This window comes from Paraburkholderia atlantica, assembly GCF_000092885.1.
GTDB classification, from domain to species: Bacteria; Pseudomonadota; Gammaproteobacteria; order Burkholderiales; family Burkholderiaceae; genus Paraburkholderia; species Paraburkholderia atlantica.
The window spans coordinates 430,291-453,230 of the sequence record NC_014119.1 but is presented as its reverse complement, the minus strand read 5'-3'; the positions used below and the strand labels follow the sequence as shown (position 1 = coordinate 453,230).

The 22,940-nt window shown below is 62.4% G+C and carries 22 protein-coding genes; 11 read left to right on the top strand and 11 right to left on the bottom strand.

All coding sequences use genetic code 11. The features are described 5' to 3' along the window. Positions 1 to 11 precede the first annotated feature (11 nt). Genes BC1002_RS29645 through BC1002_RS29630 form a run of 4 tightly spaced genes read right to left on the bottom strand, consistent with a single transcriptional unit; the run spans position 12 to position 4,685 of the window. Positions 12 to 998: an ABC transporter permease gene (locus tag BC1002_RS29645; RefSeq protein ID WP_013093656.1), complete on the bottom strand. Its 987-nt coding sequence runs from the start codon at positions 996 to 998 to the stop codon at positions 12 to 14. Further along, a complete protein-coding gene (locus BC1002_RS29640; protein ID WP_013093655.1) occupies positions 995 to 1,975 on the bottom strand; it encodes an ABC transporter permease in 981 nt (326 codons plus the stop codon). Before BC1002_RS29640 ends, BC1002_RS29645 begins: the two co-directional genes overlap by 4 nt. Further along, the gene (locus BC1002_RS29635) at positions 1,972 to 3,522 is read right to left on the bottom strand and encodes a sugar ABC transporter ATP-binding protein (RefSeq protein WP_013093654.1); all 1,551 of its coding nucleotides are present in this window, start codon (positions 3,520 to 3,522) and stop codon (positions 1,972 to 1,974) included. The genes BC1002_RS29640 and BC1002_RS29635 overlap by 4 nt, the downstream gene beginning before the upstream one ends. Positions 3,523 to 3,557: 35 nt before the next feature. Further along, positions 3,558 to 4,685, bottom strand: a complete 1,128-nt coding sequence (locus tag BC1002_RS29630) for a sugar ABC transporter substrate-binding protein (RefSeq protein WP_013093653.1) — start codon at positions 4,683 to 4,685, stop codon at positions 3,558 to 3,560. A gap of 412 nt (positions 4,686 to 5,097) precedes the next feature. Here BC1002_RS29630 and BC1002_RS29625 point away from each other — a divergent pair, with 412 nt between their 5' ends. Continuing rightward, positions 5,098 to 5,826 carry a FadR/GntR family transcriptional regulator gene (locus BC1002_RS29625; protein ID WP_013093652.1) on the top strand — a complete coding sequence of 243 codons (729 nt, stop codon included), beginning with the start codon at positions 5,098 to 5,100 and terminating at the stop codon, positions 5,824 to 5,826. Between the two features lie 31 nt (positions 5,827 to 5,857). On the opposite strand, the gene BC1002_RS29620 is transcribed toward BC1002_RS29625, so the two are convergent. Then, positions 5,858 to 7,504 carry an alpha/beta-hydrolase family protein gene (locus tag BC1002_RS29620; RefSeq protein WP_041735634.1) on the bottom strand — a complete coding sequence of 549 codons (1,647 nt, stop codon included), beginning with the start codon at positions 7,502 to 7,504 and terminating at the stop codon, positions 5,858 to 5,860. A 306-nt stretch (positions 7,505 to 7,810) separates the two neighbouring features. Between BC1002_RS29620 and BC1002_RS29615 the strand changes: the two genes are divergently transcribed. Beyond that, positions 7,811 to 8,221: an NUDIX hydrolase gene (locus tag BC1002_RS29615; protein ID WP_041735633.1), complete on the top strand. Its 411-nt coding sequence runs from the start codon at positions 7,811 to 7,813 to the stop codon at positions 8,219 to 8,221. Positions 8,222 to 8,389: 168 nt separating this feature from the next. Here BC1002_RS29615 and BC1002_RS29610 read toward each other — a convergent pair whose 3' ends face one another. Together BC1002_RS29610 and BC1002_RS29605 are read right to left on the bottom strand one after the other, a co-directional pair. Then, entirely contained in the window at positions 8,390 to 10,714 is a 2,325-nt protein-coding gene (locus tag BC1002_RS29610; protein WP_041735908.1) for a hybrid sensor histidine kinase/response regulator, read from the bottom strand. Between the two features lie 214 nt (positions 10,715 to 10,928). Continuing rightward, positions 10,929 to 11,696 carry a DUF3047 domain-containing protein gene (locus BC1002_RS29605; RefSeq protein WP_041735630.1) on the bottom strand — a complete coding sequence of 256 codons (768 nt, stop codon included), beginning with the start codon at positions 11,694 to 11,696 and terminating at the stop codon, positions 10,929 to 10,931. 303 nt (positions 11,697 to 11,999) lie between these two features. On the opposite strand from BC1002_RS29605, the gene BC1002_RS29600 reads away from it, so the two are divergent. The 7 genes from BC1002_RS29600 to BC1002_RS29570 all read left to right on the top strand — a co-directional run bounded on the left by BC1002_RS29600 (position 12,000) and on the right by BC1002_RS29570 (position 17,103). Beyond that, a complete protein-coding gene (locus BC1002_RS29600) occupies positions 12,000 to 12,275 on the top strand; it encodes a hypothetical protein (RefSeq protein WP_238538073.1) in 276 nt (91 codons plus the stop codon). 96 nt (positions 12,276 to 12,371) lie between these two features. After that, positions 12,372 to 13,004: a response regulator gene (locus BC1002_RS29595; protein WP_013093646.1), complete on the top strand. Its 633-nt coding sequence runs from the start codon at positions 12,372 to 12,374 to the stop codon at positions 13,002 to 13,004. 70 nt (positions 13,005 to 13,074) lie between these two features. After that, a complete protein-coding gene (locus BC1002_RS29590; protein ID WP_013093645.1) occupies positions 13,075 to 13,269 on the top strand; it encodes a hypothetical protein in 195 nt (64 codons plus the stop codon). 328 nt (positions 13,270 to 13,597) lie between these two features. Beyond that, positions 13,598 to 14,089 (top strand): phasin family protein, encoded by a 492-nt coding sequence (locus BC1002_RS29585; protein ID WP_238538072.1) that lies wholly within the window; start codon positions 13,598 to 13,600, stop codon positions 14,087 to 14,089. A gap of 159 nt (positions 14,090 to 14,248) precedes the next feature. After that, positions 14,249 to 14,446 (top strand): hypothetical protein, encoded by a 198-nt coding sequence (locus tag BC1002_RS39150; protein WP_041735627.1) that lies wholly within the window; start codon positions 14,249 to 14,251, stop codon positions 14,444 to 14,446. Between the two features lie 378 nt (positions 14,447 to 14,824). Further along, positions 14,825 to 15,859: a lysylphosphatidylglycerol synthase domain-containing protein gene (locus BC1002_RS29575; RefSeq protein ID WP_013093642.1), complete on the top strand. Its 1,035-nt coding sequence runs from the start codon at positions 14,825 to 14,827 to the stop codon at positions 15,857 to 15,859. Positions 15,860 to 15,879: 20 nt separating this feature from the next. Next, on the top strand, positions 15,880 to 17,103 hold the full coding sequence (locus BC1002_RS29570) for a polysaccharide pyruvyl transferase family protein (protein ID WP_013093641.1): 1,224 nt from the start codon (positions 15,880 to 15,882) through the stop codon (positions 17,101 to 17,103). A 61-nt stretch (positions 17,104 to 17,164) separates the two neighbouring features. On the opposite strand, the gene BC1002_RS29565 is transcribed toward BC1002_RS29570, so the two are convergent. The 3 genes from BC1002_RS29565 to BC1002_RS38040 form a co-directional block, all read right to left on the bottom strand. After that, positions 17,165 to 17,752: a BPSL1445 family SYLF domain-containing lipoprotein gene (locus tag BC1002_RS29565; protein WP_013093640.1), complete on the bottom strand. Its 588-nt coding sequence runs from the start codon at positions 17,750 to 17,752 to the stop codon at positions 17,165 to 17,167. 393 nt (positions 17,753 to 18,145) lie between these two features. After that, entirely contained in the window at positions 18,146 to 18,862 is a 717-nt protein-coding gene (locus BC1002_RS29560) for a transposase (RefSeq protein ID WP_013093639.1), read from the bottom strand. 213 nt (positions 18,863 to 19,075) lie between these two features. Continuing rightward, the gene (locus BC1002_RS38040) at positions 19,076 to 19,474 is read right to left on the bottom strand and encodes a hypothetical protein (protein ID WP_157874815.1); all 399 of its coding nucleotides are present in this window, start codon (positions 19,472 to 19,474) and stop codon (positions 19,076 to 19,078) included. Positions 19,475 to 19,621: 147 nt separating this feature from the next. Here BC1002_RS38040 and BC1002_RS29555 point away from each other — a divergent pair, with 147 nt between their 5' ends. Further along, positions 19,622 to 20,665 carry an AraC family transcriptional regulator gene (locus BC1002_RS29555; RefSeq protein ID WP_013093637.1) on the top strand — a complete coding sequence of 348 codons (1,044 nt, stop codon included), beginning with the start codon at positions 19,622 to 19,624 and terminating at the stop codon, positions 20,663 to 20,665. Positions 20,666 to 20,894: 229 nt separating this feature from the next. Continuing rightward, positions 20,895 to 21,827, top strand: a complete 933-nt coding sequence (locus BC1002_RS29550) for a hypothetical protein (protein WP_013093636.1) — start codon at positions 20,895 to 20,897, stop codon at positions 21,825 to 21,827. Between the two features lie 316 nt (positions 21,828 to 22,143). Here BC1002_RS29550 and BC1002_RS29545 read toward each other — a convergent pair whose 3' ends face one another. Further along, positions 22,144 to 22,728 (bottom strand): glutathione binding-like protein, encoded by a 585-nt coding sequence (locus BC1002_RS29545; protein WP_013093635.1) that lies wholly within the window; start codon positions 22,726 to 22,728, stop codon positions 22,144 to 22,146. Between the last annotated feature and the right edge of the window lie 212 nt (positions 22,729 to 22,940).

The window sequence follows — 22,940 nt, the reverse complement described above, 5'->3', positions numbered from 1 at the left end:
GTGGCCGTGGCCTACGTTTCCCGCTTGCTGCGTCCATACAGCAGCAACATCGCCGCTATCACCACGCCGTAGATGATCTGACGTCCGGCCTCCGGCATCTGCGCGACTGAAAGGATCGACTGCAGCAGCGTGATCAGAATCGCGCCCGCCACCGTGCCGAGGTAAGAGCCTCGTCCCCCCAGAATCGACGTGCCGCCGAGCACGACTGCCGCGATCGCCGGCAGCAGGTAGGCATCGCCCATCGACTGTGCCGCCTTCGATGCATAACCGGCGAGCAAAACACCACCGAATGCCGCGAATCCGCTGCACACCGCAAATGCGGCCACGGTCACGAGCCGGGTATTGATGCCGGACAGATACGCCGCGCGCTCGGTATTGCCGATCGCGTACAGCGTGCGGCCGAAAGTCGTACGCGACAGCAGAAATACCGTGGCGCCGCCGATCACCACCCACAGTGCAACCGCATTCGGCACGCCCGGTACGAGCCAGCCCGCCGCGAGCCATCGCATCACCTGTGGTGCGGAGTCCTGCGGCGACGATCCGCCGGTATAGACGATCATGATGCCCTGCGCGACCGCATTGGTCGCGAGCGTGGCGATCATCGACGGAATGCGCAGCAGCGCAACCAGGATGCCGTTGACGACGCCGATCAGCACGCCGCAACCGATCCCGACCGGAATCGCGAGGATCTGTCCGAGTTCGCCGTGTCCCGCTACCGCGCACGCCATCATTGCGCCGACCGTGATCGTCCACGGCAGCGACAAGTCGATGTGGCCGAGCAGGATCACCATCATCAGGCCGGTCGCGATGATGCCGAGGAATGCGCCGACCTTCAGTTGCAGCAGGATGTACTCCGGCGACGTGAAGCTGCGCGAAAACATTCCGCCGACGAGCAGCAGCGCGACGATGCACGCGAACGCGATCACGATCGGTTTGTCGATTCTGCGGGTGAGCCTCGATACGAACGTGGTGCGGCCGGTTGCCGAGACGTGGCTCATTGAAACCACTCCAGACGGTTGCGTACCCTGAACAGCCCGCATGCACCGATCGCGACGGCGAGCAGAAGAATCACACCCTGAAATAGCGGCTGCCACAGCGCATCGACGTTGAACACGAACAGCAGGTCACCGATCGAGCGGAACGCGAATGCGCCGAAGATCGCGCCGATCGCGCTGCCCTTGCCGCCGAGCAGCGACACGCCGCCTATCACCACCGCGGCGATCGAAAACAGCGTGTACGAGTTGGCGCTGCCGAGGCTCGCTTCGCCGGTGTCGGTGAAGAACGTCAAAAACAGGCCGCCGATCGCAGCGAGCAGGCCGGCTAGCGTATAGCTCGCGAACTTCGCGCGGCGGATCGGCATGGCGGACAGAAACGCCGCGGGTTCGGACGAACCGGTCGCGTATGCCGCGCGTCCGATTGCCGAGCGTTTGAACGGAACCCAGACGAGCAGTGTGGCCGCGAGCAGAATCAGCAGGCTCGCCGGCAGCACGCCGGCGACCTTGCCGGTCAGTGCGTCGGCGAGGGCCTCGTTGATCGAGCCGCCGGGCACGGGGCGCAGCAGCAGCGCGAGTCCGTAGAAGACCGCGCTGGTCGCGATCGTCGTCACGATCGGCTGCAGCCGGCCGAAAATGATGATCACGGCGTTCAGCGCGCCGCACAGCGCGCCCGCGGCGAGCACGCCGACGATGCCGAGCGCGCTGTGCAGCGCGTCGCCGGTGACGATCCACGAGCCGATGCAATTAGTCAGCACCAGCGTCATGCCGATCGACAGGTCGATGCCGGCCGTCAGCACGACGAGCGCTTGCCCCATCGAAACGAGCGCGAGCAGCACCGCCTTGTTCGCCGCCGTCTGAAACACGTTGGCCGACAACGCCGACGGATAGTTGAACAGATAGATCGCGAACATCAGCACGAACAGGCCGAACGCGAACACCGCCCCGCGATTCTCCGCATACCAGTAACGCAGTCCGCTCATAGCGCGACTCCCGTGGAAGGCGAAATCTGTCCGACGGGCAGGTCGAGGGCGCTGGCAATCAGGTTCTGCTCGGTGATCGCCGAGCCGACGAGTTCCTTCTTGATCCTGCCTTCGTACAGCACGAGCACGCGGTCGCAGCAGCCGATCAGCTCGTCGTAGTCGGTCGAATAGAACACGATTGCCGCGCCTTCGTCGGCGAGGCGTCTGAGCAGCTGATACAGCTCCTGCTTGGTGCCGACGTCGATACCGCGCGTCGGGTCGCTGAGCAGCAGTATTCGCGGCTGGCGGATCAGCCACTTGGCGATGACCACCTTCTGCTGGTTGCCGCCCGATAGCGAGCCCACGGGCGCGTCGACGCTGAACGACTTGATCGCCAGCAGCTCCATCATCCGGTCGACCAGCGACTGCTGGCGGTCGCGATCGATGACGCCGGCGCTGGACATGCGATCGAGCGCGGCAAACGACAGGTTCTCGCGTACCGACATCGGCAGCATCAGGCCTTCGGTCTTGCGGTCCTCCGGGATCAGCGCCATGCCGATGCCGTTGGCGCGCGCGGCCATCGGGCTGCCGATCGACACGGCTTTGCCGTCGACCTCGATCGTGCCTGCGCAACCGCGCAACACGCCGAACAGCGCGAGCAGCAGCTCGCGCTGGCCTTGTCCGTCGAGTCCGCCCAGGCCGAGAATTTCACCGGGCTTCAACGAAAAGCTGATGCCTTGCAGCGTGTCGTTCCACGCGAGATCACGACACGCGAGAATCGGAGCGGCGGCGCGGCGGTTGGCGGGTTTGTCCGGAAACACATGCTGGTACTTGCGGCCGATCATCATTTCGACGACCTCGTTGTCGGTGCGCGTGCCGGCCTCGAAGCTCATCACATGACGGCCGTTCCGGTAGACCGTGCATTCGTCCGCGAGCGCCTTCACCTCGTGCATCCGGTGCGAGATGAACAGCAGCGCGAGCCCCTCGTCGCGCAGGCGTTTGAGCACTTCGATCACCCGCGCGACGTCGGCCGCGGTCAGCGCCGACGTCGCTTCGTCGAGAATCAGGATGCGAGGCTCGTGCGCTAGCCCCTTGGCAAGCTCGACCATCTGCTGGCGCGACAGCGGCAGATCGCGGACTTTCGCAAGCGGATTGATGTCGGCAGCGCCCGCCCGGGCGAGCGCCTCCTCGGCCTGGCGGCGCTGGGCCCGGCGGTCGATCATGCCGAAACGTCGTGGCGGGTTCGACGCGAAGATGTTGTCCGCCACGCTCAAGTCGGGGATCAGCGACAGCTCCTGATACACGCACACGATGCCGGCCGCGTTCGCCTCGGCCGGCGAAGCGAACGCGACCTGCCGGCCCTCGAAGTGCATCGTGCCCTCGTCCGGCTGCACGACGCCGGACATCACCTTCAGCAACGTGGACTTGCCCGCGCCGTTCTCGCCGAGGATCGCGTGAATGCGGCCCCTCTTCACCGTGAGCTCGGCGTGATCCAGCGCGACCGCGCCGCCGTAGCTTTTCGACACGCCAGACATCTGAAAGAACGGCTGCGCTGCATCCTGCGGCATGCTTCGTCTCCCGTCACATTCCGGCCATCATCCGATCACTGGTTGCCCTGGGTCTGCTTCATGATCTCCTGCGCGGAGAAATTGATGCCGCAAGTCGGAAACGAGTTGCCGACGAAAAAGTTGTCGGAGTCGTTCGGGAAATAGTTGACGCCCGACTTCAGCTTCGAATCGTCGGTGACGTCGAGCGGCAGCTTGATCGAGACCGGGACCGTCTGGCCGTCCAGCGCGGCGAGCGCCGTCTTGATCGCCACCGCCACCTGCGCGGGACCGGTGCCAGCCGACGTGCACTTCAGGCCCTGGCCCCCATACTGCGCGCAGAACTTGCGAAAGCCGTTCTCCGTCTCGCCGCCGAAGGGCACGAACGGATGCTTCGCATCGATCATCGCGCGCACGACGCCCGTGTCGCCGCCTTGCGCCGAGATTCCATCGAAATGACCCTGCACGGCAATCGCGTCGGCGGCGGCCTTTTGCGCGACCCCGTCGTCCCACTTGCCGTAGACCTGGACGACGTTCCACTTCTTGCCGGTGTCGTCCAAGGTTTTCATGAAACCATTGTGCCGGTCCGTGTCGACCGACGTGCCCGCCACTCCGCGAACCTCGAGCACCTTGCCGCCGTTCGACAGGTGGTTCGCGAGCCACTTGGCCCACAGCACGCCGAGCCCGTACTGGTCGACGTTGACGTTGATCGCGTCTTCGCTGTCGAGGATGTTGTCGAACGCGATCAGCACGACGCCGGCGTTCTTCGCGCGGCGGATCGCGGGGCCGAACGAGGTGGGATTCTGCGCATCCACGATGATCGCGTCGTAGCCGGCATCGATGAAGTTGTTGACGGCCGAGATCTGCGCCGGCACGTCCTCGCCGGTCGAGACGACCTTGAACTCCTTGAGCTTCGCGGCGACGGCCGGCTGTGCCGCATAGGCTTTGGCCGTCTTGATCATCTGGATACGCCAGGTGTTCGCGATATAGCCGTTCACGAGTGCGATCCGGTAGGGCCCATTCTTCTTCGGATATTTGATGTACTTCGTGTCGCTCTTCCAGGGGACCATGCATGTGGGATCGCTGGACGGCCCGGAAACGATCGTTGCCTGCGCGAAGGCCGCGCTTGCGCACAGCGTGAATGCCGCGGTCGCCGCCGCTCGAAGCACCTGGATTCCTGAAAGCATGTCGTCTCCTTTTTGTTGGATTGAACTTGCCGATTGCCGGCGAACATGGCGGTCATGAATCGCCGCCGAATTCTATGCGTGAAGCAGGGAATCTTGCGGAATGTGCTGCAGCGGGGCTGACTCGGACTCGCCGAAGCAGCGGAACGACTTCTTCAAAGGCGTCGCCTACGAAGCAAAACGAAGGGACGGCGCGAACTCAGTCACGTCTGACAGTACTGGCATACCAATCCGCGCGCGATAGTGGTTTACCACGGCGTCGCGGCGGTCTCGAACGGTCTGAAACCCCTGCTGAATCGGTTCGAGGGCCAACAAGGTGGCGCTCGGCCCGAGGCGGCCTGATCCGTCAATTGGTGTACCATTTTGTCGAACTCGAACCGATCATTTGGCCGCTTCGAAGCTTTCTGGAATCCTGATGGACGAGCTTTCACACACGTCAAACGGCCGCGGCGCCGACGAGGACGCGACCGACCGTTCCTATGTCGGGCTCGCGAAGCAGATCCACGATCTGATCGCCGCCGGCGACGTCGGGCCGCGTGCGCGCCTGCCTTCCGAGCGCACGCTAGCCGACCGCTTTGGCGTGAGCCGCACCCAGGTGAGGGAGGCGATCATCGCGCTGGAAGTGCAGGGCGTGGTCGAGGTTCGAGTCGGGTCGGGCATCTATGTGGCAGATGCGCCCGACGCGCGCTCCGCCATGTTCAAACTGCCGCGCGGGCTAGGCCCAATCGAGACGCTGCGCGCGCGGGTAGTAATCGAAAGCGGGATCGCCGCGTTAGCCGCAACCGAACGCAAAGATTCAGACCTCGACCGGCTGTTCGCCGCGTTGCGCGCGATGCGCGAAAACATGCACGACAAGGCGGCGAACGAGGCCGCTGACCGTGATTTCCATCTGGCGATTGCACGAGCGACGGGAAACGAAATGCTCCGGCTCGTGGTGACCGCGATGTGGGACAACTCGCGCGCCGACCCGTTGTGGAAAAAGATCGAGGAGCACTTCCATACTCCCGAATTGCGGGCGGCTTCGCAGGATGAGCATCAGCGCATCTTCTCGGCGATCATGGCGCGAGATGCGAGCGCAGCGCGCACGGCGATGCAGGCGCATCTGACGCGGGTCATCGGCGAGTTCACACAGGCGTGGCGTTAGCCCATGTTGTGGCGGCGCGCGACCTGCTCCGTCACGGCTCTGTTTCGTCGCCGGCAACGTTGTCGAGGAACCGGGCCAGCCGTTTGGTGTCGGCTTTCGTCCAGCCCTCGGGCGGCATCACGCTGGCCCAACCGTTGACGTAGTCCTCCGCGGAGTAGTTGTGGCCGAACCCCGGCGGCACCGCGAGCTGGTGAATCATATCGCCCACCGCCTGCACGCCCGAGACGATCGGAAACCAGTGCATCGCGCGAGGCATGTCGAAGCCGCGAGGCGGAGCCATCCATTCCGGCGGCCACCAGAACGCCCTGACACTCCAGAACACGGCCGGATCGGCCGGATGCTGAAGGTACACGATTCGCGGGGCCGGCCAGTCGGTACTCAATGCCACCTGATGCGGGTCGCGATTCAGGAACCGTACGACACGCCCCCCATTGAAGATCGGCTGCCAGTAGGGCGACCCGCGATCGCGCTCGCGGGTGAGTTGCGCATGGATGAGGTTGCTTTGTTTGGCGCCGGCGATCAGCACGCCATCGGTCGCGGCCACCATATTGGCCACCGACGCGGATGCGTCCGCTCCCACGAAAGGCGCTTCCACTCCCGCGGCGCCGAGGCTCTTGCCGAACAGAACGAGCTTCGGCCGCTTTTGCGGTGGCAGCGTCGACCAGCGGGCGCGAACCGCGTTGAAGAGCGTGATGCCCGCCTCGTCCGCGAGCCCAGCGTCCATGAAGATGGCGTAGCGGCTAGGCAGGAAAGAGTATTGAATCGCCACGATGGCCGTGTCGCCGCGGTGCAGTTCCTCCAGCGAGGCGGCGGCTTTGGGCACGATCCAGCCCGTGCCGGTGGGTATCCACACGACCAGCACTTTCCGATCGAACCCGCCCGCGCGCTCGAGCTCGCGGACCGCAATCCGGGCCCGCTGTTCGAGGGACTCCGCGGAACGCACCCCCACGTAGACCCTCACCGGATCGACCAGCCTCGCATCCGCCCCGTGGAACTTCGCAAGCTCTTGCCTGCTTGTCGCGGTTGCCACGAAGTCGCGCCCCATGCGTCCCAAGGTGTCCCATGCGACCAACGACAAGCTGCTGCCGGACACCGTGGGCGACGTGGGGGACAGGGTTCCCTCGGTCGTGTTCTCGTTCCTCGGCTCGTGGACGAGATCGGAGCCCGTGGCGAGAGCGGGAAAAGCCACTCCGCGACCGAGCGCTGCGCCAATCGCGATGATGAGCAGCGTTGTTGCCGGCACCGACACGATAGACGGCACGTGGCCCCCGACCACCCGGTTGACTGCGGCGACGCCACGAGCCGTCATTCGCCCGATGACCACCAGCAGCACCGCGGCCAACGACGACAACGCGCTCATCAGCACGCCGTCCAACCAGCCGATGGATGCCATCCCCATGAAACTACGTTGCTCGTTCTGCCAGTCGAGCCATAGCTTGGCGCCATCGAATAGTGCAATGAGCCACGCCGCTGCCAGAAAGATCCCGATGCGCCGGCGGATCTCGCTGCCGGGCACGCGCCCCCATCGCTGCAGCAGCCGAAGCACGCCGCGGCCGGCCGATGTGCCTATCCCGTAGCCGATGGCCAGACAAAACGCGCCGACCACGGTTTGCGTCAGCCACGACCGCGGAATCAGCGTTGGCGTCAGTGACTGCCACCAGAACACGAGCGCGAGCAACGAGCCGCTGAGCGTCGGCGTCCGAAGTGCGCCTCGGAGCCCGGCAGCTATTGGCTCGTGGGAATTCCGCATGCGTGCTCGCTCAGATTGGCGCAACTCGCACCTCGTTCCTGCGGGTCATCCGCAAAGGAGTCGAAGACACGAGTGCTGATTTAGACGGTGCTTCGGGCCATGCATCGCATTGTATTAAGCTTTCTCTGCGTCGAACAATCTCGTGGCCTGCCAGTGACTCTACCGGGCCAGCGCGCACGCTGCTTGCTCGTCGTGCTGCGATCGGCTCCCACGACTGAATGCCCGCCACTCAAAATGAAAGATCGATCCACAATCCTATGCGTGCGCGACAGCAAGCTGCTGCTGGTCGCTCGCTCGCGCTCGCGCTGGTCGCTGCCCGGCGGCACGATAAAGCGGCTCGAAACCCCGCTGGACGCTGCCCGACGCGAACTGGAGGAAGAAACGAACGTCGTCGAGGTCCACCTGACGTATCTGTTCCAGTTTGGCGGACTGAACAAGCGGCATCATGTTTTCCTGGCCGAGTTCGCGCGCGACATATCACCTGAGCCCGGCAATGAGATCGCCCAGTGCCGATGGTTTACTCCGATCAAGATCCAGACCTTGTCAGCCAGCATACCCACCCGAGCGATTGTCGGTCTGTTCATTCGATTTGATGATCGCGGCTATGGGCGCGGCAGCGGACATGGGCGCTTCGTCGGTCAGTAGCATGACTGTGCATCGATGCGGCGCCCGCTGAAAACAGGGCAGCATGGCTGAATTGACCGCCGAAGCGGAATATCTGGAGCACTGCCGACGCTACGCTGTTGACCGGCGGGGCGCACAGGTCAGATAGCGCGAAGCTCCCGACGACGCGCCGGTGAGCGGCAATGCACGTCATTTCCGCTTATGAACGCCGGCCAGCACCGTCGCGAGTTCGTCGATGGTGAACGGTTTGCTCAACGCGGTCCAGCGAAATGGCAGCGCTGGCAATTGCGGGTTGGCGTATCCCGACGAAAACACGACATGCAGTGAAGGCGCTCGCGCGGTCGCCTGCTTCGCCAGTTCTATACCGTCGATATCCGGCATCCGCAGGTCCGTGATCAGCACGTCGAAGGGTCCATTTGCCAGCCACTGGAGCGCCTCACGCGGCGACGTGGTGAATTTCCCCGAATGGCCAAGCAAGCCGATCAGTTCGTTGGTCGCTTGAGCCAGGTTCATGTCGTCGTCGACCAGCAGGATGCGCAAAGGGGCGAGAGGGCCGCCGAGCACCGTATCGCGCGAAGTTTTGCTACGCGCGGGGGCGCCACCATCGAGCACCTGACGGATCTTATGCGCAAGCTGCTCGCGGCTATACGGTTTGCTGAGCAAGTCGACGCCCGGGTCGAGCCTGCCGCCATGGACGATCGCGTTCTGTGTATACCCCGATGTGAAAAGAACCTTCAGATGCGGCAGCAGCCGTAGACCTTGCGCGACCATGTCCGTGCTGCGAAGCGGACCCGGCATCACGACATCGGAGAAAACCAGATCGATATGGACACCGCTGCGCAATACGGCGAGCGCTTCCTCCGCGGCGTCGGCTTTCAGGACCCGGTAACCGAGGTCCGACAGCGTGTCGAGGGCCGTCGACTGCACGTTCCTGTCGTCTTCAACCACGAGGATCGTTTCCGATCCTCCCTTGGGAGCCGGTGTGACGCGTGGCGGCAGCTCGACTGCAGGACGGCTGGAGCGAGGCAGATACAGTTTGACCGTCGTGCCGTGCCCGACCTCGCTGTAAATCTTGATATGGCCGCCGCTCTGCTTGACGAAGCCGTATGCCATGCTGAGCCCGAGACCCGTCCCTCTACCTTCCGGTTTCGTCGTAAAGAAAGGATCGAAAGCGCGATCCACCACGTCCGGCGACATGCCTGTGCCGGTGTCGGTGACGGCAAGCAGCACGTACTGGCCGGCCTGGATGTCCGGCACCGAAGCGACGTACTCGTCGTCCAGCATCGCATTGGAGAGTTCCATCGTCAGCTTGCCGCCCTCGGCCATCGCGTCTCGTGCGTTGATCGCGAGATTGAGGATCACGTTTTCCAGCTGGTGAATATCGACGAGCGTGTTCCACAAGCCGCCGGCGACGACCGTTTCCACGTCGATCGTTTCGTCGAGAGCCCGGCGCAGCAGATCGTCCATGCCGCGAAGAGCGGAGGCCAGGTTGATAACGACCGGCTGTAGCGGCTGCCGCCGTCCGAACGCGAGCAGTTGCGACGCGAGTTTCGAGCCGCGCTCGACGGCTGTTATCGCCTTTGCCACGCGTTCGCGAGTCCATTCGTCGCGGTAATGCCGGCTGTCGAGCAATTCCAGATTGCCGCGCAGGATTTGCAGCACATTGTTGAAATCGTGAGCAACACCGCCGGTCAGTTTGCCGACTGCTTCCATCTTTTGCGACTGGAACAGCGCCTTGCGCGTGTCCTCCAGCATCCGGCTGGCTTCCATCCGCTCGGTGATGTCGCGCGTGATTTTCGCAAAGCCGGCTAGCGTGCCATCTTCGTCGCGGATTGCATCGATCACCACGTGCGCCCAGAAGCGCTCGCCGTCCTTACGCACCCGCCAGCCTTCGGCTTCGAACCGGCCCTCCCTGGCCGCGATCGACAGCCCCCGTAGCGGCAGGCCCGCCGCGGCATCCTCGGGCGTGTAGAAACGCGACAGGTGCGAGCCGATGATTTCCTCGGCGCTGTATCCCTTGATCCGGCGAGCGCCGGCGTTCCAGTTCGTGACGATCCCGTCGGGAGAAAGCATGAAGATCGCGTAGTCCGTCACTCCGTTCACGAGCATGCGAAAGCGCCGTTCGCTCTCGACGACGGCATCGTGCACGGTCTTCTTGTCCGTCATGTCGCGCACGATCTTGCCGAAGCCGAGCACATGCCCTGTGTCATCGGTCAGAGCGGTGATCACGACATTGGCCCAGAACCGTGATCCGTCCTTACGGATGCGCCAGCCCTCGGACTCGGAGCGGCCGGTGCTTCGGGCGATATCGAGCAACGCTGCGGCGCTGCCTTTGTCGCGATCGTCCTGCGTGTGGAAAATGTCGAACCGCTTCCCGATGACTTCGTCCGCCAGAAAGCCATGAATTTTCTCGCCGCCGACATTCCAGGTACGAATGATGCCTTCCGGCGAAAGTCCGATGACCGCGTAGTCGATGACGGAGTCGATCCATCGCTGGGTCCAGTCGTCAGGCATTGATGGCTCGCCTTGCGCGCCGTCAGGTGCTCGGTAGTCGCCGGGTTTCGGAAGTTTCATGCTATGCGATCCTGGGGAATATGATCTCGTAGCACGTGTTATGCCACACCTGGGGCGGGGTCGGGAAGTCGGTTCACGAACGCCCCTGAGCCGCTCGGCACCGAGCCAGCCGCGTCACGCCGACCGGCTCGATCAGTTTGACGGCACCGGGTTATCAGGGCGCGGGAAGGAACTGCACGTCCCCGTACCAGGCGCGGGTCGTGGTAGCGGTATTGTCGGTATCGGTCAGCAGCCCGTAACCAGTGATTCGTCCTGGCGGTTCGTGAAAGACCCGCTCGTAGTCTTGCACGATATTGCGGCGCAGACTTTGCCACTGACCCGCATCGCCTGGCCGACCGGAGACCACGATCATCTGTACGCGGTTCGTGCGGGGGTTGGCAATGACGGTGCCCGGCGCGGCGTTGGTCGACCAGACGTACATCAACGTGGCATAGGGCAGCTCTTCGCCGCTCAGTTGCCTGGCCAGCCCCATCTTCGCCCGGTCGAACATCGACAGCTTGCTCTTGTCGCCGTCGAACATGAACATCAGCCGCGCTGGCGCGTCTTCCTTCGACGCGACCCGGTTATCGGCGCCCTCGATCGGCCCATCTGCTTTCCAGCGCCATGCCACCACGGGTGTGCGCGCGAGGTCGATATCGCCCTCGTGCATCAGCGCGGAAGCCGAGCGGTTCGCGTCCGCCTGCAGCACGGTGGTGTGGTCGTCGTGAACCAGCGTGTATTGCGTGATCGGCTTGCCGCGCACCACCGGCAGATTCTTCCAGCCAGCGGGCAGCGATGCGCCGGGCTCGCTCGTGGAAAAGGCGATACCGGGCTTTTGGTCCTGCGCAAGAAGGGGGGGCGGTAACAGGAGCGCGACACATGCGGCGATCCAGGCTGGCGGTGCCGTTCGTTTTTGCGCTCGGCGGCTCGAGGGAAGGTGCATGGCGGTCGCGTTCGTCTTTTGGATAGCCACCATTGTAATGGCCGGCGCTGGCGATATTTCCGCGGCCGCGTACTTGCGGGAAGGGTCGGCCCCAGCGGCGCCAGAGCGTCTGAAAATCCTCCGCGACCGTTGCCGGCTCGCGGGATTCAGGATTTCCTGACCTCCGGATCAGGCTTTGCCGTCGTCATTTGCAGCCGCCGACGACTGCGCGCTATCGGCTGTTCATCCATCATCGGTGGGGCTTGCGAAGATCGAAAGGCGACGTGCAAAATGATTGCGGACTTTCTGGACCGACGCAGGCGCTTGCAAGAGATCGACAGAATTTGCCAGCGCCTGTTCGAAACGTGGTGCGAGGCGCGCAGCCTGACACCGCTGACATACCTGCTGTTTTGCTGGCCCTTGCGCGACACGCGTCCTGTCGCGATACGACGTTTGCAGCAGACGTTGAAGGAACTGCGCCGCGATCATGCGGAAGGCTTCGATGCGGGCACGTTCGTGGCGCTCGATCAGCTCGTCGACCGGCTCGACGAACTGATCGATCGGGCAGAAGTCCCGGTGAAGTTTTCGCTGGTCACCTAGCCGGGCGCAACTTGTCCGCCGCGAATCCTGCGAATGCGAGACGAACGGACAATGGCTTCATCAATCGGACGCCTCACGCGAGTTCGGATTCGGGACATGATCAAGATCCTCATCGCCGACGATCACGCGATCGTGCGCGGCGGCCTCAAGCAGATCATCGCGACTACGGCCGACATGATCGTGGTGGAGGAGGCTGGCCACGGCTCCGAGGTGATCGACAAACTTCGCAGCTGTGACATCGATCTGCTGTTGCTTGACATGACGATGCCCGGCATCAGCGGCGTCGATCTGATCCGCCGCGTGCGCTCCGACCGACCCGGGTTACCGCTGCTCGTGCTCAGCATTCACAACGAGGCGCAGGTGGCGTCCCGCGCACTGAGGGCAGGCGCCACCGGTTACGTGACCAAGGACAGCGATCCCGATGTGTTGCTGGCGGCAATCCGTAAGCTCGCCGACGGCGGACGTTTCATCGACCCGAAACTGGTCGACGCGATGGTCTTTGAAAAGCATGCGGGAGACGTGCCGCCGCACGAAGTCCTGACCGATCGGGAATTTCAGGTGCTACAGCTGATCGCCAGCGGCCAGAGCATCAATGACATCGCGGAAGCGTGTTCGCTCAGCGCCAAGACGATCAGCACCCACAAGATGCGGTTGATGCAAAAGCTGGGTCTTTCGAATAACGCGGAGGTGATTCGTTATGCGATCCGGCACGGCTTGATCAGCGAGTAGTCGATGAAGCTGGACCAACGCATTCGAACGAACCCGTCGCGCGGGTCAAACTGATGTAGGAGAACATCGCATGGAAGTGCTGTCGGCGAGTGAAATCGAATTGCGCGCGTGGATAAGCCGATGGTATGACCATGCCGTCGCAACGGGCCTCGTACGGCCGCCTTATCTGCTCGACGACGCAAAGGCCGTGCGCCTTCAGGCCTATTTCGCCGCGGGGTTGACGCCGGAGGAGGGCGCGCAACTGTTCTTCGGAACCGTGCATTAAACCGCGCCGCTCCTGGCGGTTCATCGACCGCTAACTACCTTCGAAGCTCGGTGCCAGGCGCAAGCATCTGGCACCCGCCTGGCCGCCCGGCGGCCGCAGTTCCGGTTGACTCGCTCGCGTCTCGCCCGCTCATCATAGGCGCACATTTCCCACATATTGGGGAAACTCCCTGGCTCTCGAAAATCGGAATCCGACTTAACAAAGTTAGAATGGCTGCTCTAAGACGGCTTCAGACCGTCTGCCCGACCGACGGGCCCGGCGTGGGAACGACCTTCACGAATCGCAGTGGCAGCGATCACCGTGTCCGCGAGAACCTGAGAGATATCCCGTGAGCAGCCAAGAACAGATGCCATTCCTCCTATCCGTTTCGACCGACGCGTCGCAACTGCCGAACCAGCTCGTCGCCGGTTTTTGCGCGTTGATGCGGTTGAACGTGGATACGTGCAGATCCGCGGTCACAGGTGCCGCGCTGCACTGGGAAAGCGTATTGCGCGCCCAGACACCTGAACAGTTGATCAGCCGCCAGGCCGATGTGATGCCCTGGCTCGTCCTGCAGTTCGCCGATTACACGCGCGGCTGGATGGACATCGCGTCGGAAACCATCAGACCGTGCCACCCCGACACCGATCACGACGACGGGCTTGAACTGCACGAAGGCACAATGTCCGCTGAGCAGCCGGCCTGCGCAACGGGCGTCGACACGACGATGAGCGAGGACATCGTGCCGCCGGAGGAGCAACGGGACGGCGAGTCCGTCACCGAGGCGAACGTAGGCGAAATGGTCCGTGCCATTCTCGAGCGTTGCAAAGCCGACCCCTGACACGCCGGAACGCCGAAGTCCGCCTCGCGCACGTCGCTCGTCGACCCGAAAGGCGACAGGCTTCCACCAATCCTGCCGGGCCCGGTTCTCGCGTGCTGCCGATGCAGCCGCGGCCGGATCCGGTCACCCGTTGTTCGTTCCCGCCGTGAGGTACACGATATGTTGAGTCCCCACGAAGTGGCCACGCTGCTTCTGTTGAAGGATGCGCCTGAACGAATCGATTCGGATCGGGCAGAGCTTGGCGCGCTGCGCGAACTGCAGTTGATCGCGAATGAGCCAGCTGATTCGGGATTCCGGCTTCCTCACGTGACGCCGCGTGGCGACGCCGTGCTGCGTGCGTTTGCAAGAGTCCGTTGACCGGTGCATAGACAACGTACCGGTACGATCGATACACGTTGTTCGTGCCGCCGCGTGTGAATCTGCTGCGCGCGACGGACCCGTCATTGGGCGTCCAACGCGCTTCCTTGCCTGAAGCAACGAACGTGACTCGAACGTCTCGCTGAGCATCCAGGCGCATTCACGATCTCGGTACGTTTATCCAGGCTCCGCTCGATCAGCGCACGGAAGTCGCACGCACCGTCAATCCGAGAGGATCGTCGAAGTGTGGCCATTCGAATCGAAGCCAGGCGGTGTGGCCCGTGGCCGATGGGCGCGGGGAACGAATTATGCGGCAGCTCGAATCGAGGCTCGCGGTTCGATACCTGAAAACAACCGACACTACGCTGCCACCAGCTTATGAAATATCTTGCCCGGGTTGCCGCCCTTGCCGGCCTGGCAATCGCGGTCTGGCTCGTCTGGCACGTCGACGCGCAGAAGGTGCTCGGTTTGATGCGCGCAGCCGGCGCCGGGCTCGCGCTTGCAGGGTTGGTCCATGTTCTGCCGATGCTCGCTAACGCAAGGAATTGGCAGATGCTGATGCGCGGCCCGATCCGCCCGAATCTGTTCGCCGTATTGCGCCTCGTCTGGATACGGGAGTCCGTGAACGGCATGTTGCCCGTTGCCCGAGTGGGCGGTGAAGTCGTGACGTTTCGCATGATGCGCAAATGGGGCATGCAGCCGGCCCCTGCCATGGCGAGCCTCGTCGTCGACCTCCAGCTGACGCTGATCAGCCAAATGCTGTTCGCCATCGCGGCCATCGGCTATCTGATCGCCCATGCCGGCGCTAGCGCGTTGCACCTTGCAGCCAGGCTCGGAGGCGGTATCGCCATTCTGGCGGTTCTGCTTCTGGCGTTTTCGTTCGTGCAGCGAGCGAGTCCGTTCGCCCGTCTGACGAAGACGTTCAATCGCATCACCAGCGGCAAGTTCCGCTCGCTCGTCGGCGAGTCGGTGCGCATCGATCAGTCGATCAGTGACCTGTGGCATCAGCCCGGCGTGATCATCCGTTACCTGCTCGTCTGGCAATCACTCCAATGCATCGCGACCGCGCTCGAACTGTGGCTCGCGCTCTATTTTCTGTCGGCAAAAGCAAGTTTTCTGCAGGCACTCGTGCTCGAGTCGCTGATTCAGGCGCTCAGCAGCGTCGCGTTCTTTGTGCCGGGCGCGCTCGGCGTTCAGGAAGGTGGATTTCTGCTGATCGGTACGGTGCTTGGTTTTCCTCCGCAGCTTTGCCTCGCGCTCGCGGGTGCGCGCCGCTTTCGTGACATCATCGTCTTTCTGCCAGGGCTGCTTGCCTGGCAGGTGGAGGAATGGCGCGACAAGCGGCAGGCTCCGGCCGATGCGAAGGCCGGTGGCGCCGCAGCGGACCCCGGTGAGCACCGTAGCCGCCCTTAGCAGAGGGCCGGTCGCAGATCATGATGCGAGACACTGGAAAACATGATGCGGTAGTGGTGTTCGGCGCCTTCGATCGCAACAACCTGGGTGACCTGCTGTTCCCTCACGTCGTCGCGAGACTGCTTGCGTGCGACGACGTGATCTTCGCCGGGCTCGCGCAGCGCGACCTGCGCGTCTACGGCGGCCACGCTGTACAGGCGCTCGCGCAATTGGCAGCCGAACGCGGCAAAGACCGCTTGCATATCGTGCACGCAGGCGGCGAGATCCTGACTTGCGGCGACTGGGAGGCGGCGGTGATGCTGCTGCCGCGGGACGAGGCACAGAAGATCATCACGCGACTGGATACACATCACGATCAGCGACGCGCGTGGGCACGTGCGCTGACGGGTCTCGATGCGCTTGCCCCTTACATGGTGTCTCGTGACATGTTTCCCTTTGCGTCGAGCGTCATTTATCAAGCGGTCGGCGGCGTCGATGTCGAGCGGCTGGACCCCTGCATGCGAGCAGAAGTCCTGTCGAAGCTCACGCAAGCCGACGACATCAGCGTGCGCGACGTCCAGACGCAAAACGGTCTCGCCGCGGCAGGCGTTTTCGCGCGGCTCGTGCCGGACCCGGCGGTGATGGTGGCCGAGTTATTCGGCGCGAACATTCGCGCGCACAGGGAGCGGAGCGGCGTGGCGGATTTGCGGCGGGCGTTTCCCGATGGATATGTCGCCGTGCAGTTCAGTGCGGACTTCGGCGACGATCAAACTCTCGGTGTGCTAGCTAGCGAGCTCGATCGCGTGTCGAGCGAAAGCGGGCTTGGTATTGTCTTTTTCCGGGCGGGTGCCGCGCCCTGGCATGACGATATGGCGTGCTACGAACGCATAGCGTCACGGATGAAGGTCTCACGTACGCAACTCTTCGGTTCGCTGCAGATATGGGACATCTGCGCACTGATCGCGGATGCCACGGCCTATGCCGGAAGCAGCCTGCACGGAAGGATCGTCGCGATGGCGTTCGGTTTGCCGCGGCTGAATTTCGTCCATCCGGCGCGCGCGCATGACACGACGAAGCAGTCCGCGTTTGCCGCGACGTGGGAGCCAGCGTGCGTGCCGGGCAGCGTCGGGATCGAGGCGCTTTCGGAAGCAATGCTCGATGCGCTGACGATCGACCGGGCGTTGCTGGGGCGGACGGCCACATCCCTCGCCGCTCGCTATCGGGAGGGGTTCGCGCAGATGCGAGCGGCGATGTGTTCCACTTGAACTGCGGGGCCTTGCGCGACGAGTGCAAAGCCTTGGCGGACAAATGCTGCTAGCAATGCGGTCAGATTTTCAGTCGAGAAACCTTCGTGCCGGCCAGCGACACGTCGCCCATCAGACCTGCATTTGTCAGCACGATCGCCTGGACGGGTTCGGTGGCCGTTGTCGTATCGATCGTGCCGTTTGCTCCGACCTTCACGAGCGCGACCGAACCTTCACCACCGACCGACCATCCGTTGGATTTGCGAAAGCTGTCGAGCGCCTCTTGCGTCATGAACAGAAAGACCATGGCTTTCGACTGTGCGCCCGCCTGCAAGCCGAATGATCCCGATATCGTCTTGAAGTAGCCGACCGATTTCCCGTGCACCCGCAAAGCGCCTTCACCGTATTGCCCACCCGCGATGAAGCCAACCTTGAGCACGGACGGGAACACGAGCACGCCGTTCGCCTTGCCGACGAGTTCTCTTGAACCTTTGACCGTCTCGAACAGCCGCGACAGGGTTTCGTCGACCTTGGCATCGATGACCTGCCGCTTCGATGCGTTGGATTCGGCGGCAACGGCGTCACTCATCGTCGCCGCGGACCCGCTCAGCGCCACACCCGCGACTGCCAGAACCGCGGCACCTGTTTGTAAGAAGCTTCTTCTGCGCATGGCTGCCTCCATCGTGGTTCACGGTCGAACCCGTGATGCTGCAATGGTTGAAGGGATGTATTTCACCGACACGTGCCAATTGCGTTGACTCCTCCGGGACCGACTGCCTGTCGCCTTGAAAAAAGGCCGTGCATTCGGTCACCACCTGATCGTAGAAGATGGCCTCGCTATTGTATGTAAGGGGCAGCACTGGTATTGCGATCGGGTAGCGGAAGGTGGGTACACATTTGAAATCATCCACATCGACCGTTTCTCGGAACGTGATCAAGGAAGTGCGCCACCAACCGGGTATCGCTTACGCGCTGGAGGAAACTGCGTTGGACAATGGACTTCACGTGGCCGCGGAAATGGCGGAACAGCAGAAAGACCGAATCCGTTTTGTTTCTCCTTTGCTTAGCCCACGTGCGCGAGCGCGCGTGGCGTGCGAACCGCGGACGGCCGGTCGCGCAGCAGTAGTGGCATCAAGCGCCGATTGGCTGTCCGCGCCGCCCACTCGCAATACGCGGCGCTGCCGAGCACCCAGCCGTTGAGCGTCGACTGCATCAGGTTATCGACATCGCGTTCGTCAAGCGGCTGTGCGCCCAGATCGCGGTAAGCCTGCTGGCGCTCGAACGGTGTATGGCCGAGCGCCCGGTACAGTGGGTGATCCTTGATGAAGCTATCGACACGCAGCCCGTTGTGGTGCGCGCAACTCGACCACTGGTAGTTTGCCGGTTCGGTCACAAGGCGGTTGCGCACCGGCGCCTGATCGATGACCTGGCTCGCGAGCAGGAAATACCGGTCGGGCTCGATCACTGTCGCCCGGTATCCGCCACGCCACACCGCACCACGGCGTCCATGGCGGCGGTTGAAGGTCTCGACGTAGCGACGGCTAACCGCCTGCATCGCCATGGCAACGCTCGATTCGTATGAAGGCGTGACGAGGAGCTGGACCGCGTCAGGCATGAGTACCCACGCGTGGACTGCCAGATCAGCGACGCGCGCGGCATCTGCCAGACAGGCGAGGAAGTACAGGTAGTCTCCTTCGTCCAGAAATGCAGGGCCCGCGATTCCCTGCAAGATAACGTGTTGCGGTTGTTCGGGGACGTAGTGCCGTGCGAGCCGTGTCATGCTGAATTAACCGGAAATCCGATGTGAGAAAGCGATCCCACAGATATCGGACGCGTCATGGTGCGTAACGCGCTACAGAAAATTCTATCGATCATCTCCGCGCTCTTGCATCGCGAACAGGCCTTTTTTCTGGCCTCTTTTCGCTGATTTGCCGGTCGCAGCCAGCGGTTTTATGCCGTCGCTGAATAGCGGCACCGCTTCGCATCCCAAACGCTATCCCTTGTTGAAAAGACTTAAAACACGCGAGACCGTCTTCGTGGCCAGCACCAGCAACGCGCCGCCAACGCTGTAGTCGACGTGATGCATAACGTCGACCAGATAGAAAACGGAAAGCGCAATGAACGGGTGGTAGATCGCACGGCTTATCAGGCTTTTCATCGGTATCTCACGCTGTTGTGTTCGCGCGAAGCGGTCAGTTGGGCGGCGCGCGAGGTTTTTGAAGTCCGAGGAAGGCTTGACTGCGCAGTGCGGATGACGTCGATCCGTGATGTTCCTTCCTGTCGTGAACTGTGCCTGCGGCAAGCCGCTGCCGTCCTGCCCGTGCGTCGATGTTTCTTGACCGATCGTCCACTTCTTGCCGACGCTTTGCGCGAGTCTCCAGCGGACCCGCAAAATGCTTCATAAGCCTCGCGACAAACATCAGTAAGGGATTTGTCATCGAGCGAGGTTGCAGGTATAAGATGTAGCCCTTGGCCATCCTGACGATTGAGCGGCGGCCAGGTTTATCGCCCGGGAAATCGCAATTCACGCGAGCTATCCATGGATGCAGTCTCTGATGTTCTGCGCGCCGTTCGTCTGAGCGGCGCTGTATTTCTGAACGGGACATTCACCGCGCCCTGGTGTCTGATCGGTCGCACGGATGCATCGCTCTGCGGCGCTTATTTGCCGCCTTCCGAGCGCGTCATTTCCTATCATCTGATCATCGAGGGGAGTTGCTGGGCGAAGCTGGCCGGCGATCCCGGTTCGGCTATTCACGTCCATGCCGGCGAACTGATCGTGGTGCCTCAGGGTGAAACGCACATCATGGGCAGCGCGATCGATTTATCCCCGGTGCCGTCGGACTCGCTGTTGGCCGGGCAGATGGCGACAGCACCCGGGGAAGTGATGACGCTGTCCCATGGCGGCGGGGGCGCTGTGACGCGCATCGTGTGCGGCTTTCTGGCCTGCGACGATACTTTGAACAATCCGCTGCTGTCCGCGCTGCCACGGCTCTTCAAGATCGACATGCGCCAGGACCCGCGCGCGGCATGGCTCGAGTCGTCTCTCAAACTTGCCGCCGCCGAAGCGGCCGAGTCGCGCGCGGGCGGCACGATCGTGCTTGCCAGGCTATCGGAACTGCTGTTTGTCGAAGCGATCCGTAGCTGTATTGAAGCGCTGCCTGAGAACCAGACCGGGTGGCTTGCCGGCGTGCGTGACCGCTACGTTGGACGCGCGCTTTCGCTGCTTCATTCGCAGGCGGCGCATGCGTGGACCGTCGAGGAACTTGCGCGCAAAGTGGGCCTGTCGCGTTCCGCGTTGGCGCAACGGTTTACCGATCTTCTGGGGCAGCCGCCAATGCAATATCTCGCGAGGTGGCGCATGCAGATTGCGGCGCACGAACTTCGGATCGGGAGCAAGCCGCTCAACGCAGTGGCGGAACAGATTGGCTATGAGTCGGAAGCCGCATTCAGTCGCGCGTTCAGACGCGAATTCGGCATGCCGCCTGCCGGTTGGCGCAAGAGCAAAGGACAGGCCGACGGCGCGGCAACATCAGCGCAGCTCTCGCAACATACTAGTGGCGTTGCCGCAATGCCGGACCAGTGATGCCTGCCACGAGGCGCCGTGCCGGCTCGACAACCTCGTCTGTCGATCTGTGCAAGCAAACGACAAGAAACGGCGTTTCAGTCATATCGCGCGGCGACTCGATCATAGAACCCCAAGACTCCCAATCGTAAATTGAGCGTGCCGGAAAGCCAGATCATTCGATTGGCTTTCCCCGGTGAACCGACGCTAAACGCCAGACCGCGTGGCGGTCCATATTGGGAGAACTTCTATGAACGCAGTATTGCGACAATCCGATCGCGATCGCTACGCCCGATGCATTCGCGCTTCGAAGATGGTCAATTGGGACATCGACCGTGATGTGATTGGAGACCGTACTTTCGATATGTCCCAGAAGTATTTGCCGGACGGACTCTCGCTGGTGCCGGATTTCATCACGCTCTCGGAGGGTGAGAAGCGATTCGTCAGCCAGATTCAGGGGCGCACCTACGCTAACGTGTTCGGGCTGGTCGAGCGCTTCATCAACGCCAAGGTGCTGGAAGTGAGCCGCGACTACTGGCTCGGCGATCAGGTGGCGCTCGAAGCGCTCGTGCGCTTCAGCGACGAAGAGCTCAAGCACCAGGCGCTGTTTCGCCGCATCGAACAAATGATCGGCGAAACGCTGCCCGCGGGTTACCACTTCGACGTCGATCCCGATGCGCTGGCCGCCGTGGTGCTCGGCAAGAGCACGTGGGCGGTGCTGGCCATGACGCTGGATATCGAACTGTTCTCGCAGATTCACTACCGCCAGAGCATTCATCGCGACGAACAGCTATCCGAGCTGTTCAAGAATGTATTTCTTTACCACTGGAAGGAAGAAAGTCAGCACGCGATTCTCGACGAACTCGAATGGAAGCGGCACGACGCTACGCTGACGGATGCGGCGCGCGATCACGCGGTCAATGAGTTCATCGAACTGCTGACTGCGTTCGACGGCATTTTACGCGTGCAGGCGGCAGCGGACTCGCGCTATTTCATCGCGAACTGCGGGCGTGCCGTCGTCGAAGCCGAGGTCAGGTCGATCGAGGCGAATTTCCATCACGCTTACAGGTGGCAGTACCTCCATTCCGGTATGCATCATCCTCATTTCGTGGAAGTGCTCGATGGGCTCGTCTCCGAAGAGCAGCGGATGCGCATCCGGGCGGTACTCGACACGATGCATTGAGCGAGTGCGTGCCGCGCCGTTTCACGATAGAAATCGACGAGCCTTGCGAACTCGTGCGGTTCGAACCGGTTTGCGAATCCTCAGGAACATCGGATTGCGGCGTTGAACGCGTGCATGACGGTGGGCGACGTCTCCGAACGTCTACAACCCGGCGAATGCGGTTGCATTGAAAGCGACGCTCGTGGTCGAGTGAATGGCAACGCGTGACGCGCGCGGCGAGGACCGGATGGCTTTCGTCGCGCCGCGTTTGCCTGGCGTGGACCTTATCGGGCGGTGAAGACGATTGTCGGCGGGCGCGGCGACGATCGGTGCTTCATCATTCCAGTCCCTCGTGCTTCATCGCAAGCTGGACGGCCGGACGTGCGCGCATCAGTTCGGCAAAGATTCCCAATTTCTCAGGCACTTCGATACCCACCTTCTTGGCCCAGAGCAGCATGGTGAACAAATAGGCATCCGCTACACTCGCTTCGCTGCCGAACAGGTAATCGCCGTTGAACATGGTGGCGATCAACTGAAAGCGTTGGCCGAGCTTCTCACGCGCTGCCGTTGCTTCAGCGTCCGAAGTGGGCTTGAAAACACGGCCGAACTGCTTGTGGATTTCGGTCGAAATGAACGCGAGCATCTCGAGCAGGCGCAGGTTGCCCGGTTCGCTATTGGGCGCAAGCGCAGGTTTGCGCTGTGCGACCCACGAAAGAATCGCGATATTCTCGGTAAGCCGCTGACCATCATCCATCTCGAGGGTTGGGACGTAACTCTTTGGATTGATCTGATTGAACTGCTCCCCCGTTTCGGTCTCCTTCGACTTCAAGTCGACGCGAACCCTGTCAAAAGTGAGGTCGGCCTCATGCATAGCGATATGGTCGGCGAGGCTGCAGGCACCAGGTGAATAGTAGAGCTTCATGGTAGGGGTCCCCTTTTCGTGAAATGAACCAAACCGTTTCATCGCAGCAAAGGGTGTGCCGCCGCCATGGAAACGGTCCGGCAAACTCGATCGCATGTAGAAAGTAGGGCCACTAGTATTCTGACTGTGGCTCCGCGCGCGGGAAAAGCGAGCCCCCAGACGAGTGGCCACTTACCGGTGGTGCCAATGTCAATAGCCACACCGAACTACAA